General features: G+C 67.0%; 15 protein-coding genes. 5 read left to right on the top strand and 10 right to left on the bottom strand.

The features are described from left to right. Window positions 1-101 precede the first annotated feature (101 nt). Together OVA31_RS14460 and purD are read left to right on the top strand one after the other, a co-directional pair. Window positions 102-1,322: a low temperature requirement protein A gene (locus OVA31_RS14460; RefSeq protein ID WP_267631536.1), complete on the top strand. Its 1,221-nt coding sequence runs from the start codon at window positions 102-104 to the stop codon at window positions 1,320-1,322. A 66-nt stretch (window positions 1,323-1,388) separates the two neighbouring features. After that, window positions 1,389-2,642 (top strand): phosphoribosylamine--glycine ligase, encoded by a 1,254-nt coding sequence (gene purD, locus OVA31_RS14465; RefSeq protein ID WP_267627320.1) that lies wholly within the window; start codon window positions 1,389-1,391, stop codon window positions 2,640-2,642. 150 nt (window positions 2,643-2,792) lie between these two features. Here purD and OVA31_RS14470 read toward each other — a convergent pair whose 3' ends face one another. From OVA31_RS14470 to OVA31_RS14500, 7 genes are all read right to left on the bottom strand, one after another. Then, window positions 2,793-3,725 (bottom strand): alpha/beta hydrolase-fold protein, encoded by a 933-nt coding sequence (locus OVA31_RS14470; RefSeq protein ID WP_267631537.1) that lies wholly within the window; start codon window positions 3,723-3,725, stop codon window positions 2,793-2,795. 172 nt (window positions 3,726-3,897) lie between these two features. Continuing rightward, entirely contained in the window at window positions 3,898-4,698 is an 801-nt protein-coding gene (locus OVA31_RS14475; RefSeq protein WP_267631538.1) for an ABC transporter permease, read from the bottom strand. Next, window positions 4,698-5,681, bottom strand: coding sequence for an ATP-binding cassette domain-containing protein (locus OVA31_RS14480; protein WP_267627321.1), 984 nt, complete (start codon window positions 5,679-5,681; stop codon window positions 4,698-4,700). The genes OVA31_RS14475 and OVA31_RS14480 overlap by 1 nt, the downstream gene beginning before the upstream one ends. Continuing rightward, window positions 5,678-6,208, bottom strand: coding sequence for a GbsR/MarR family transcriptional regulator (locus tag OVA31_RS14485; protein ID WP_267627322.1), 531 nt, complete (start codon window positions 6,206-6,208; stop codon window positions 5,678-5,680). Before OVA31_RS14485 ends, OVA31_RS14480 begins: the two co-directional genes overlap by 4 nt. Window positions 6,209-6,305: 97 nt before the next feature. Further along, on the bottom strand, window positions 6,306-6,704 hold the full coding sequence (locus tag OVA31_RS14490) for a DUF302 domain-containing protein (RefSeq protein WP_267627323.1): 399 nt from the start codon (window positions 6,702-6,704) through the stop codon (window positions 6,306-6,308). Between the two features lie 25 nt (window positions 6,705-6,729). After that, window positions 6,730-6,999, bottom strand: a complete 270-nt coding sequence (locus OVA31_RS14495) for a metal-sensitive transcriptional regulator (RefSeq protein WP_267627324.1) — start codon at window positions 6,997-6,999, stop codon at window positions 6,730-6,732. A gap of 132 nt (window positions 7,000-7,131) precedes the next feature. Then, the gene (locus OVA31_RS14500; protein ID WP_267627325.1) at window positions 7,132-7,698 is read right to left on the bottom strand and encodes a TetR family transcriptional regulator; all 567 of its coding nucleotides are present in this window, start codon (window positions 7,696-7,698) and stop codon (window positions 7,132-7,134) included. 116 nt (window positions 7,699-7,814) lie between these two features. Here OVA31_RS14500 and OVA31_RS14505 point away from each other — a divergent pair, with 116 nt between their 5' ends. Continuing rightward, entirely contained in the window at window positions 7,815-8,717 is a 903-nt protein-coding gene (locus OVA31_RS14505; RefSeq protein WP_267627326.1) for an SDR family oxidoreductase, read from the top strand. Window positions 8,718-8,752: 35 nt separating this feature from the next. Here the strand turns inward: OVA31_RS14505 and OVA31_RS14510 are convergent, their stop codons facing one another. Beyond that, window positions 8,753-9,226: a nucleoside deaminase gene (locus OVA31_RS14510; protein WP_267627327.1), complete on the bottom strand. Its 474-nt coding sequence runs from the start codon at window positions 9,224-9,226 to the stop codon at window positions 8,753-8,755. 152 nt (window positions 9,227-9,378) lie between these two features. Here OVA31_RS14510 and OVA31_RS14515 point away from each other — a divergent pair, with 152 nt between their 5' ends. Further along, window positions 9,379-9,972, top strand: coding sequence for a TetR/AcrR family transcriptional regulator (locus OVA31_RS14515; RefSeq protein WP_267627328.1), 594 nt, complete (start codon window positions 9,379-9,381; stop codon window positions 9,970-9,972). A 29-nt stretch (window positions 9,973-10,001) separates the two neighbouring features. After that, window positions 10,002-10,424, top strand: coding sequence for a hypothetical protein (locus tag OVA31_RS14520; protein ID WP_324290104.1), 423 nt, complete (start codon window positions 10,002-10,004; stop codon window positions 10,422-10,424). 10 nt (window positions 10,425-10,434) lie between these two features. On the opposite strand, the gene OVA31_RS14525 is transcribed toward OVA31_RS14520, so the two are convergent. Beyond that, window positions 10,435-11,484, bottom strand: coding sequence for an LLM class flavin-dependent oxidoreductase (locus OVA31_RS14525; RefSeq protein ID WP_267627329.1), 1,050 nt, complete (start codon window positions 11,482-11,484; stop codon window positions 10,435-10,437). After that, window positions 11,481-12,047: an SRPBCC family protein gene (locus tag OVA31_RS14530; RefSeq protein WP_267627330.1), complete on the bottom strand. Its 567-nt coding sequence runs from the start codon at window positions 12,045-12,047 to the stop codon at window positions 11,481-11,483. Before OVA31_RS14530 ends, OVA31_RS14525 begins: the two co-directional genes overlap by 4 nt. Window positions 12,048-12,052: the final 5 nt, after the last annotated feature.

Consider the following 12,052-nt stretch of genomic DNA (forward strand, 5'->3'; position numbering starts at 1 on the left):
TGAGGTTTCTGCGTTCACGTGGCGCGCAGGTCGCCCGGGCGACCTCAAGTGTCGTTAGAGTTCCGATCGTGAGCTTCACGATCGGACACCCCATACGGCGGATGACCGGACGCGACCCCCATGAGGAGGGCCGCGCCGCCACCAGTCTCGAGCTGTTCTACGACCTTGTCTTCGTGGTCGCCTTCTCCACTGCGGGGACGCAGGTCGCCCATCAGCTCGCCGAGGGGCACTATCAGGTCGCCATCTTCGGCTACCTGCTGTGCACGTTCGCCGCGATCTGGGCGTGGATCAACTTCGCCTGGTTCGCTTCGGCATTCGACACCGACGACTGGTTCTTCCGGGTGGTGACCCTGGTCCAGATGATCGGCGTCGCGATCATCGCGCTCGGTATCCCGCCGATCTTCGAGTCGCTGGGCCATCACGAGCACGTCGACAACCGGGTGCTGGTCATCGGATACATCGTGATGCGCGTCGGGATGGTCGCGCAGTGGCTGCGTGTCGCCGTGCAGAGCGAACAGCATCGGCGTTGCGCGCTGATCTACGCCGGGATGACCCTCATCGCGCAGATCGGTTGGGTCGGCGTGCTGATCGCCGACATGAGGCCGCTGGCAACCATGTTCGCGATGATCGGCTGCATCCTGGTCGAACTCCTCGGGCCCTATCTCGGTGAGCGCAACGGCGGCGGAACACCCTGGCATCCCCATCACATCGCCGAGCGCTACTCGTTGCTGACGATCATCACCCTCGGCGAGGGTGTGGTCGGCACGGTTGCCGTTCTGGGGGCGCTCATCGAGGTCGAGGGTTGGTCCGTGGAGACGGCAGTTCTCGGCTTGGCCGCCATGGGCGTCACCTTCGCGATGTGGTGGATGTACTTCATCGTCCCGGTCGGGGACGCACTCCACGCCCATCGGGAGAAGAGCTTCGTGTGGGGATACGGGCACATCCTGATCTTCATGGCGGCCGCGGCAGTCGGTGCCGGTCTGCACGTCGCGGCGCTCTACATCGAGCACGAGACCCACATCGGCCCCGGTGCGGTCGTCGCCACGCTCGCGGTGCCGTTGGGCATCTACTGTCTCGGTCTGCTCGCCGTGTACGACTACCTGCTGCCGTTCGATCCGCTGAGCGTGATCCTCGCCCTGGGCGCAGTCGCCTTTCTCGTCGGCGGCGTCTGCCTCGCCGCTGCCGGTGTGTCGGTGGTGATCGCCGTGGTCGTGACGACCCTGGCGCCGGTGATGATCGTCGTCGTCGACGAGGTCATGGGTGTGCCGAGACGTGCCGAGGTGTTGGCGTCGATGGGGGTCGAGGTCAACGACCACGCGTGATCGGCTGGTGCACGATTCACCGCGCCCCGCCGCCCGCCGACACGCGCGCCCACTAGAGTCGACACCGTGCGCGTACTCGTGATCGGCTCGGGCGGCCGCGAACATGCCCTGCTCATCGGACTGTCGGCGGACCCTTCGGTGACCGCCCTGCATGTCGCCCCCGGAAATGCCGGGACGTCCGCGATCGCCACCAACCACGCCGTCGACGTCGCGTCCGCGGACGCGGTCGTCGCGTTGGCGACGAGCATCGCCGCCGACCTCGTGGTCATCGGCCCGGAGGTGCCGCTGGTCCTCGGGGTCGCGGATGCGTTGCGCGACGCCGGGTTCGCCACCTTCGGCCCGGGCGCTGCGGCGGCGCAGATCGAGGGGTCGAAGGCCTTCGCCAAGGACGTCATGGCGGCTGCAGGGGTGCGGACCGCGCACAGCGAGATCGTCGACAACCCCGCCAAGCTCGATGCGGCCCTCAACCGATTCGGCCCGACCTGGGTGGTCAAGGACGATGGGCTGGCGGCCGGCAAGGGCGTGGTGGTGACCACCGATCGGCTGACCGCGCGCGACCACGCGGCCGAACTACTCGAGAACGGGCATCCGGTCCTGCTGGAGAGCTTCCTCGACGGACCCGAGGTGTCGCTCTTTTCGCTGGTGGACGGCGACACAGTGGTGCCGCTCATTCCCGCGCAGGATCACAAGCGGGTCGGCGACGACGACGCCGGACCCAACACCGGCGGGATGGGCGCGTACACACCGTTGCCCTGGCTGCCCGACGAGGTGACCCAGCGGATCGTCGACGACGTGGTGAAGCCCGTCGCCGCGGAACTCGTCAAGCGGGGGACGCCGTTCTCCGGCCTGCTCTACGCCGGCCTGGCGATCGGAGCGGAGGGCCCGTCCGTCGTCGAGTTCAACTGCCGGTTCGGCGATCCGGAGACCCAGGCCGTTCTCGCGTTGCTGAAATCACCACTGGGACAAGCACTCAACGCGGCCGCCACCGGTGCGCTGGACCAGTTGCCGCCGCTGGAATGGGCCGATGGTGCCGCCGTCACGGTGGTCGTCGCAGCCGAGAACTATCCGGGTAAGCCGCGCACCGGCGACGTGATCACCGGCGCCGAGGGCGACGGTGTGCTGCACGCCGGTACCGCGCGCAACGACGACGGCGCGGTGATCTCCGCAGGCGGGCGGGTGCTGGCCGTCGTCGGGACGGGTGCCGACCTCGCCGAGGCACGTGCCCAGGCCTACGACCGGATCGAGAACATCAAGCTGCCCGGCTCGCACTACCGCACCGACATCGGGAAGGCCGCCCTCGACGGCCGCATAACCCTCTAACCCCCTCCCACCCAACCCCCTTCCCCCAACCAACCCCCTCCTGCAGCCGCGACGGTTTCCGTCATCCGCGACGGCATTCAGGGGGCGCGGTTGACGGAAACCGTCGCGGCTGCAGGAGGGGGGTGGCGGGGGAGGAGTGTGTGTGTGCGGTTACTGGGCGAGGTTGCGGCCCAGGAACTCGACCTGCTCGGGGAGCACACTGCGCCAGTAGCGGTTGGTGTGACCACCCGCCGACGTCCCGAATGCAGCCGGTGGGTGCAGTCCGGCGGCCCACTGCCGGGTGTAGGTGAAGAACTGGTCCGACGAACCGATCGAGATCAGCAGCGGGATCTTGGCGAAGGCCGCCTGCTGACCGAAGAGCGAATTGGCCTGATAGTCCTCGAGTGAGTCGAAGGCCCGAGGCGGGTAGTTGCGCGGGTCCGCCCACAACGCCGGTGAGCAGACGGCGACCGCGGCCACGCGAGGAGCCCCGAGCAGCGCGGCCAGCCGCAAGGCACCGTAACCGCCCATGGACCAGCCGAACAGGCCGATCCGCTCGGTCGACAGATCGAGTTGAGGGTTCGACGCCAGCATCGGCAGGAACTCGTCGAGGATCATCGCCGCCGCATCGGTGCCGTCGGCGCGCGGGTGATAGTAGTTGCGCGCGGCGTCGGCCGCGGCCAGCGCGAACGGCGCATTGCCTGCGTCGACATACTTCTGCAGCACGTTCTGCATCTCGAGCTTCGAGGAGAAAATGGACTTCTCGTTGGTGTTCAGTGCGTGGAGCACGACCACAACGGGGAGTCGGCCCGACACACCGCTCGGCCGGGCGACTGCCCATCGAGTCTGCCGTCCGCCCATCTTGGCCGAGACGAAACTCCCGGTGACCAGTGGCGGACCGCTCGCGATCGTCTGTGGGCTGGTCTCCGACGGCAGCTCGTCGTCGGCGGCGCGGGTCTCCAGCTTGCGGGGCTCGACCTTGGTGGGTTCCTCACCTGAGCACGCCGCGAGGCCGCCGATAAGGGCGGCACCGAGGCCCCCGGCCAGCACCGAACGCCGAGTGACCCGGCCGAGACCGAGCTCGGTCGGGTCAGCCGGATGCATCGGTGACTCGTGTTGGGGCTTCATCGACTCCACAGATTACTGGTGCGGGGCGACTGGTTCGAAACACGCCGGATCCGCCACGCCGAGGTGTGACGGATGTGGCGCAACAAGACTCGGCAATGCGACTGCCCGAGGTGATGCGCATCACCCCGGGCAGTAGATCGCATTCGGATCAGGCGACGCGGCGCCGGTCGTAAGTGCGGAGAGCGGCGACGTAGCAGACGGCGGCGATCCCGATGCTCCACGCCAGCGCGGCGACGGCGGTGCCGGTTCCGATTGCGGTGCCGGTGAGCAGGCCTCGCAGCGTCTCCGCGACCGGGGTGAACGGCTGGTACTCGGCGAACTGGCGCAGACCGGGCGGCATCGACTCGGTCGGCACGAAGCCGCTGCCCAGGAACGGCAGCAGGGTCAGGAACATCGGGGTGTTGCTGGCGGTCTCCACGCTTTTCGCCGAGAGCCCGAGATACACCGCGAGCCAGATCAGTGCCACCGAGAAGAGGGTCAGCAGGCCGAGTGCTGCCAGCCACTCGACCACTGTCCCCGACGGGCGGAAGCCCAGGGCGAGGGCGACGGCGAGTACCACGACCAGACTGGCCAGGGTCTGCAGCAGGCTCCCGATCACGTGCCCGGTGAGCACCGACGACCGGCTGATGGCCATCGTCCGGAATCGGGCGATGATCCCGGAGGTCATGTCCATGGCGACCGAGATCGATGTGCCCTGCACCGCCGCAGCGACCGTGATCAGCAGGACGCCGGGCACCACGTAGTCGAGATAGGCGGCACGTCCGGTGTTGCCCGACGGTGTGACCATGTCCGCGCCCAGTTGTCCGCCGAACACGTAGACGAACAGCAACAGGAACACGACCGGCATGCCGATGAGCAGCACAGTCATCGACGGGTAGCGGATGATGCGACGCAGACTACGGCGCAACATCGTGGTCGAGTCCTCGACGGCATAGGTGAGCGTGGACATCATGCGGCTCCTTCGTGCGGGATGGTGTCGTCATCGGCCCGCGGCTCGGCGCGGCCCGTCAAGGCGAAGAAGACGTCGTCGAGGCTGGCGGTGTGCACCGAGACGTCGGTGAGGTCGAGCTGCTCGGATTCGATGCGCCCCAGTGCTTCTCGTAGCGATCGGACAGTGTCGTCGGTGGACAGGTCCAGGCGGCGCGAGCCGGGGACGGCGGTGGCGTCGGCGAACATCGACCGCGCCCGGTCGAAGGTGTCGTCGTCGGCGAAGACGAGGTGGATCGACGATCCGGGGACGAGGCTCTTCAGTTCCGACGGCGTGCCCTGGGCGACGATCGACCCCTGGTCGAGGACTGCGACGCGGTCGGCGAGACGATCGGCCTCTTCGAGGTACTGCGTCGTCAAGAAGACCGTCACCCCGTCGCGTGCCAACCCACTGATGGTGTCCCACAGGGTCCGCCGGCTACGCGGATCGAGTCCGGTCGTCGGTTCGTCGAGGAAGATCACCTCCGGCGTCGACACCAGGGTCATGGCGAGATCCAGGCGCCGGCGCATGCCGCCGGAGTAGGTGGACACCGCGCGGTCGGCGGCGTCGACCAGGTCGAAGTCGGCCAGCAGTACATCGACGCGGGCACGGCCGGGTCCGCGGCCGAGATGATTCAGATCGGCCATCAGCTGGAGGTTCTCGCGACCGGTGAGCAGATCGTCGAGGGCGGCGAACTGCCCGGTCACCCCGATGATGGATCGGATTCCGTTCGGGTTGTCGGCCAGGTCGTGACCGCCGACGACGACGCGTCCGGCATCGGCGTCGATCAGGGTCGACAGGATGTTCACCGTCGTCGTCTTGCCCGACCCGTTCGGCCCCAGCAGGGCGAAGACCTCGCCTCGCGGGATCGTCAGGTCGAGCCCATCGAGGACGAGCTTGTCGTCGTAGCGTTTCACCAGCCCACGGGCCTCGATCGCCGTGTCGTGCACACTTCGTGGATTCATTTCCGGTCTCCGTCCTCGTCGGGTGTGCCGTCGGCATTCGGGTCGTAGAGGTCACCCGACATGACCAGTGCTGCCCGGTGTTTCTTCCATTCCTCGTAAAGCGCGGGAATGCGATCGATGAGGAAATCCGCGAGAGCCGCTGTCTCCGACAGAGCTGCTCGACGTTCCGCGGTTGCGTCGCCGATGACCTCGAGGCCTTCGCGAGCGAGGTCCGCCAATTCCTCGTATTCGGTCATGTCGAATCCCAGTGACCGGGGTGTCGACAGGTCGATGGCGATGCGGTCCATGCGTTCGCCTGCAGTGCGGGTGCGTTTGACGACCCCGAGGTTCTCCAGGTTCTCGATGGCGCCGGTGATCGCGCTGCGGCTGGCGAGCAATGCTTCGCTCAGTTCGGCGATGCTCTGGCCGGGCGGGTCGCAGACCGACAGGTAGCCGATGACCCGGCCGACCATCGGCGGAAAACTGAAGCGCCGCGCGTAGTAGCGGGCCATGTGATCGGCGAATGTGAGCTGTGCGTCATCGGGCATGCATCAACTATGCACCGATAACTGAGATAACACAAATTTGTGTCATCTCAGTCATGAGGGGAACGTCGGGCCCGATCCTCGCGGGAGCGGACCTCGGTCAGCGGGTCAGCGCCGCGATGGCGGCCTGCAACTTCTCCGATGCGGCAGCGGCGACGTCGCGTAGGCCCGGCGCGTCGGTGACCTGGACCATGATGTCCGGGTTCATCGCCTCGACGATCACGGTGCCTGCGTTGTCGGTGTCGTCGCGGACCACGACGTTGCACGGCAGGAGTAGCCCGATCTGCCGGTCGACGTCGAGGGCGCCGTGCGCCAGGGACGGGTTGCAGGCGCCGAGGATGAGGTATTGCTCCATGTCGGCGTCGAGCTTCTGTTTGAGAGTGGCGGTCACATCGATCTCGGTGAGAACGCCGAATCCTTGTTCGGCCAGTGCATCTCGTGTTCGTGAGACCGCATCGTCGAAGGTGGTGGTTAGGGTTGTCGAGTATCCGAGTTGCATGATCTTTCCTTTCGGGTGGCGGCTGTCAGGCGAGTGCGAGGAACAGTTTCTCGAGCTGCTCCTCGGTCATCGGTTCGCTGCTCTCGGCCTCGTCGCCCGTGAGGCACTCCCGCAGTCCGGTCGCCACGATCTTGAAACCGGCGCGATCGAGCGCGCGGGACACGGCAGCGAGTTGGGTGACCACGTCCTTGCAGTCGCGGCCCTGTTCGATCATCGAGATCACGCCGGCCAACTGGCCCTGTGCACGGCGTAAACGGTTGAGTACCACCGTGATCGATTCTTCGTCGCCGACCATGCGTCCGTCCTGTCAGTCGCTCCGTTGAATACCCTACGGGGTATACCTGGTGCCTTCAATATACCCCAGGGGGTATATGGGTCGGCAAGTAGAGTTCCGACCGCAGGCCGGCGACCGGGCGGTGGTGAGGGGTCAGTGAGCTGCGACGTCTCGCATCTCGTCGAGACAGTCTCGGATCAGATCGGCCAGCGAGCGGTCATTGGCGGGATCGATCCAGCGGCCGAAGGCCACCTTGAATGCGGCGACGCCCATCTCGGCCGCGAGTCGGGATGCGGTCTCGGGGACGTGCCGGGATGCCAATGAGTCACGGATGGCGTCGACGAGTGAGGCCATCTTGAGCAGCTCGCGCTCCTGGAGTTCCGGATTCGCGTCGATCACGGACTGTCGCTTCCTGGCGAAAGGCAGTCTGTCGGAGAATAATTCGGTAGCGGCGTGCACAAGTGCATGTTCGGCGGCTTCGAGTGGCCGCTCGTCGGCAGGGGATGTGGAAAGGTGCTCGGTGATGGCGAGTTGGAGTGACTCACCGCCGTCGAAGAGCACTTCGCGCTTCTCGCCGAACTGTCGGTAGAAGGTTCGTTCGGTGACGCCGGCCCGCGACGCGATGTCGGAGACCGACGTCTGGTCGAAGCCCTTCTCCACGAACAGGGCCAACGCCGCCTGCTGCAGGCGCTCGCGTGAGCCCGTCGGCCATCGTCCCATGCCGCCGAGGATACGTGATGACACAACCTGACATCAGAGGTACAGTCGGTGATGTCAGAACATGACATCACCGAACGTGGGTCACCACCCCACGAGTCAAGGGCCAAGGAGGTCTCATGCGGGTATTCATCACCGGCGCGTCCGGACACGTCGGGTCTGCCGTCATCCCGGAGTTGTTGCAGGCCGGGCACGAGGTCGTCGGCCTCGCGCGCTCGGATTCCGCTGCCGCCGCGGTGGCAGATCTGGGCGCCGAGGTTCGTCGCGGCGACCTCGACGACCTGGAGGGGCTGGCCGATGCCGCGCGCGACGCCGACGGGGTCATCCACCTGGCGTTCAAGCACGACGCGATGACGGCCGGGGATCTGGCGTCGGCGGCGGCCGCGGACCTGGCGGCTCTCGACGCACTGGGGAACGCGCTGACCGGAACGGACAAGCCGCTGGTCGGGACATCGGGAACCGCGATGATCCCGATGATGGGTGTGACCGGCCGGCCGGGTACGGAGTCGGATGCTTTCGACGGCGGCTACCGTATCGACGCGGAGAACGCGCTCGTCGGGCTCGCGAAGCATGGCGTCAGGTCGTCGGTTGTCCGGCTGCCCTTGGTGCACAGTGACCTCGACGACCACGGGTTCGTGCCAGCGCTGATCGGATTCGCGCGGGAGAACGGGTTTTCCGGATATCCGGGCGCCGGGGACAATCGCTGGCCTGCCGTCCACACCCGCGATGCCGCGCGTCTGTATCGGCTCGCGCTGGAAGGCGCCCCGGCGGGAACGCGGTTGCACGCGGTGGGAGATGAGGGCGTCCCGTTCCGGGAGATCGCCGAAGCCATCGGCCGAGGTGCTGGGATTCCTACGCGCACAGTGAAACCCGAGGATACCGCGGAGGTGTTCCGGTTTCTGTCGGCCTTCGTCTCGGTGGACAATCCGACATCGGCGGCGATCACCCGCGAACTGATGGACTGGAAGCCCGAACTGCCCGGCCTGATCGAGGACATCGACGCAGGCCATTACTTCGGGTAGCCCGAGACAACGCCCCCCGAGGACGTTCCCTCAGATCACGATGTCCGCCAGAATCCCGCATGGACCTCACGTGCGGCGGGGATGTCGAACGGGCCGCGCACCGCGGTGGGGTGCGCGCCGCGCGCGAACACCTCCCGACAGGGCAGGTCGAGCGACGGGTTCTTGGGATCGTCGCCGGTCATCGATCGTAGATCGGCCTCACTCAACGCGAACACGACTGTCGGGATCGAGGCCCAGTAGATCGCACCGGCACACATCGCACATGGTTCGGTACTGGTGTACAGGGTCATCGACCGCCGCTCGTCGGAGGTGAATCGGCGGCCGGCGGCACGCACCAGATTCGTCTCGGCGTGGGCGGTCGGGTCGTCGTCGGTGCCGACGCTGTTCTGGGCGGTCAGGATCACCTCGCCGGAAGCGTCGGCGAGCAACGCCCCGAAAGGGTGGTCGCCTCGGGCGCGCGCGGCAGCGGCGAGATCGATCGCGTGGCGGAGGAGCGCATCGTCGTCCATCCGGCCATCGTCCCAGGAATCGGTGCGCGCGGCGCACGTTCATGTCGCCGGCCGTGGGACACGTTCGTCCGACGTTCGGCGAATTCGTTGACCGCGTTACGGCTTTTGCCAAAGCAACCCGTGGCAGGTAACGCCTTTGGCAGCATGATTCCATGACGTCGGCGGCAACCCCGAAGGGACTGCGACGGCGGTCCCGACTGATCGAGGCCGCCGGCGAGTTGCTGCTCGAAGGCGGATTCGATGCGGTCCGTCATCGGGCCGTCGCCGACCGGGCGAAGTTGCCGCTCGCGTCGACCACGTACTACTTCGGGTCGCTGGAGGATCTGATGGCGGAGGCGGCCGCCTATGTGTGCCGCAACGACGAAGAGTGCATCGCGGCGCGCCGCGATGCCCTACCCCGACGACGACGTGGCGGGCAGGCAACCGCCGATGCGCTCGCCGAGGTCTTCATCGGGCCCGACACGACCATCCAGACCCTCGCCGCGCGGTACGAGACCATCGCGCTGGCGGCCCGCTACCCGCGGTTGCGTGAGGTGGTGATCGACCGCCGGGTCCTGCTGGCAGAGATGCATTCGGACGTTCTGCAGAAATCGTTCCGGCTGGCCGAGCCGATGCACGTCCGGCAACTCATCGCCGTGGAGGACGGCGCGGTCGTCGGTGCACTCGGTCAGCGCCAGGTCAGCCCGTATGCCGCCGCACGCGAAGCACTGCACGAGGTCATCGACGTCCTCGCGCCGCGGGAATGACGATCGAGGCAACCAGTGGAGGGGGAGAGGTGTCGAAGCAGCAGACAGTGGGGCGGCGCAGGAGGACCGCGCTGTCCGGGGCTCTCGCAATGGGTCTCGCGACAATCGGATTGACGATGGTGCCACCGGGTTCGGCCGGGGCCGTACCGGTCGGCAAAATCGACGCGGGCGTGCCGTTCTCGTCGGTGGTGTACGGAACCGGATGTCTCTACAACCTGACCGTCGACGTCAACGCGTCGGGGCCGGTCACCTTCTGGGAACGCAAGCAGGGGTACCCGGAGCGGTTCATCGGCGCCGCGCGGGCAGACGGGGCGATCGCAACGATCCGATGGGTGCCCCGCCGGATCGGCGATCGGTTGCTGTACGCGAAACAGGGTGGGGTCCAGGGGCCGGTCGCGGTGATGCGTGTGCACCAGGGGTACGGCTCCGGATGGGCGTGTTTCGCGCTCTGACCTGAGGTATTCAGCGGGCGGGCTCGACTGTGTCGGCCGCGAGTTCGATCCCTTCGGCGAGATTCGAGAGCCGTTCGTCGAGCGTATCGCCTGCGGGATAGAGCCTCACGGTGGTGACGCCGGTCGCGGCCCAGTCGCGCAACCGCTGGGCGACCATCGGGCGTGTCCCGATCAGAGTTGTCGCCAGGACCATCTCGTCGGAGACGAGTTCCACCGCACCCTCGCGATCGCCGCCCTGCCAACGACTCTGGATCTCACCGGTTACCTCGGACCATCCCTGCCGTGCGTAGGCGGCGTTGTAGAAGTTGGTGTCGGCGCTGCCCATCCCGCCGATGCTGAACGCAAGTTCCTTCTTCCGACCGTTGACATGCTCCGCCAGGCGGTCGGCATCGTCGAAGATGGCGATCTCGGCACCCTGACAGACATCGATGTCGTCTCTGGTTCGTCCGGCTGTGCGTAATCCTGCGTCGAGATGGTCGAAATACGCGGCGGCCCCTTCGGGAACGAAGCTCGTGCCGAGCCAGCCGTCGGCGATCTCTCCGGTGAGTTCGAGCATCTTCGGCGACATCGATGCCAGGTAGATGGGTATGTCGTCGCGGCCCGGGATCGACAGTCTCATCGGTTTGGAGTCCTCTGTGCGCGGTATGCGCACGGTCTCGCCTGCATACGAGATCCTGGCACCGGAGAACGCCTCCCGGATGACGTCGACGGTCTCCCGCATCCGGGTCATCGGGCGCCGGAACTCGACACCGTGCAGGCCCTCCATGACCTGTGGTCCCGACGCGCCGAGGCCGAGGAGGAAGCGGCCCTCCGACAGTCCGGCGAGCGTCAGTGCCGCCTGTGCGATCGCCACCGGCGTGCGCGTGCCGATCTGAATGATCCCAGAGCCCAGGAGGATTCGGTCGGTACGGGCAGCCAGGTAGCCGAGGTAGGACGGCGCGTCGGAACCCCACGCCTCGGCAACCCAACAGATGTCGAGTCCGAGGCGCTCGGCCTCCAGGACGAATGTGGTCGTCTCCGTCGCGTCTCGGGAGACCTCGACGGTTGTTGCCGTCCTCATGACCGTGCTTCGGGTGTCGTCGTCGCGCCGGGGGCGTGCCGGTCGGCACCCCGTGCGAGAAGTTCGGCGCGGTCCTTGATCTGGTCGAGGGTCGCGGTCATGTTCGCCTCGAACTCACGCATCCGCACGAAGACGATCTTCTGTTCCTTGTCAGGCATGGCGTCGATGGCGGCGGAAAGCCCTGACCTGCCGGGCCCCATCCGCACCCACTGGGTCAGCAGCGTCTCGTCGCCGTCGTCGTGGAGCGTGAACCGCCAGGTGGCGGACGGGGAGTCCACATCCTCGACGGCCCAGGCAAATGACTTGAGGGGAGTCCATTCGACGACGTGGGAGGTCGTCGACCATTCGCCCATCGCCGGGTGCCGGCTCGAGCCGATGAAGGTGGCCCCCACCCCTGGCTCGGCAGTCGGGTCGGTCCAGCGGACCGACTGCAACTCCGAACTCATCTCGGCCATGGACTCCACATCGCTGACGACCTGCCACACAGCGACGGGTGGCGCCGCCACCCTGATGCGCACCTGCGCGGTCGGCCCGTCGGCGTATCGGGCTCCTGTCCACTCCATTGCCG

The organism is Gordonia sp. SL306, assembly GCF_026625785.1.
GTDB lineage: Bacteria > Actinomycetota > Actinomycetes > Mycobacteriales > Mycobacteriaceae > Gordonia.

What these genes read in the sequence shown, in the direction of transcription:
- OVA31_RS14460 (WP_267631536.1), top strand. Translation starts at nt 102, where the DNA reads ATGACCGGACGCGACCCCCATGAGGAGGGCCGCGCCGCCACCAGTCTC.
- OVA31_RS14470 (WP_267631537.1), bottom strand. Translation starts at nt 3,725, where the DNA reads ATGCATCCGGCTGACCCGACCGAGCTCGGTCTCGGCCGGGTCACTCGG.
- OVA31_RS14475 (WP_267631538.1), bottom strand. Translation starts at nt 4,698, where the DNA reads ATGTCCACGCTCACCTATGCCGTCGAGGACTCGACCACGATGTTGCGC.
- OVA31_RS14480 (WP_267627321.1), bottom strand. Translation starts at nt 5,681, where the DNA reads ATGAATCCACGAAGTGTGCACGACACGGCGATCGAGGCCCGTGGGCTG.
- OVA31_RS14485 (WP_267627322.1), bottom strand. Translation starts at nt 6,208, where the DNA reads ATGCCCGATGACGCACAGCTCACATTCGCCGATCACATGGCCCGCTAC.
- OVA31_RS14490 (WP_267627323.1), bottom strand. Translation starts at nt 6,704, where the DNA reads ATGCAACTCGGATACTCGACAACCCTAACCACCACCTTCGACGATGCG.
- OVA31_RS14495 (WP_267627324.1), bottom strand. Translation starts at nt 6,999, where the DNA reads ATGGTCGGCGACGAAGAATCGATCACGGTGGTACTCAACCGTTTACGC.
- OVA31_RS14500 (WP_267627325.1), bottom strand. Translation starts at nt 7,698, where the DNA reads ATGGGACGATGGCCGACGGGCTCACGCGAGCGCCTGCAGCAGGCGGCG.
- OVA31_RS14505 (WP_267627326.1), top strand. Translation starts at nt 7,815, where the DNA reads ATGCGGGTATTCATCACCGGCGCGTCCGGACACGTCGGGTCTGCCGTC.
- OVA31_RS14510 (WP_267627327.1), bottom strand. Translation starts at nt 9,226, where the DNA reads ATGGACGACGATGCGCTCCTCCGCCACGCGATCGATCTCGCCGCTGCC.
- OVA31_RS14515 (WP_267627328.1), top strand. Translation starts at nt 9,379, where the DNA reads ATGACGTCGGCGGCAACCCCGAAGGGACTGCGACGGCGGTCCCGACTG.
- OVA31_RS14525 (WP_267627329.1), bottom strand. Translation starts at nt 11,484, where the DNA reads ATGAGGACGGCAACAACCGTCGAGGTCTCCCGAGACGCGACGGAGACG.
- OVA31_RS14530 (WP_267627330.1), bottom strand. Translation starts at nt 12,047, where the DNA reads ATGGAGTGGACAGGAGCCCGATACGCCGACGGGCCGACCGCGCAGGTG.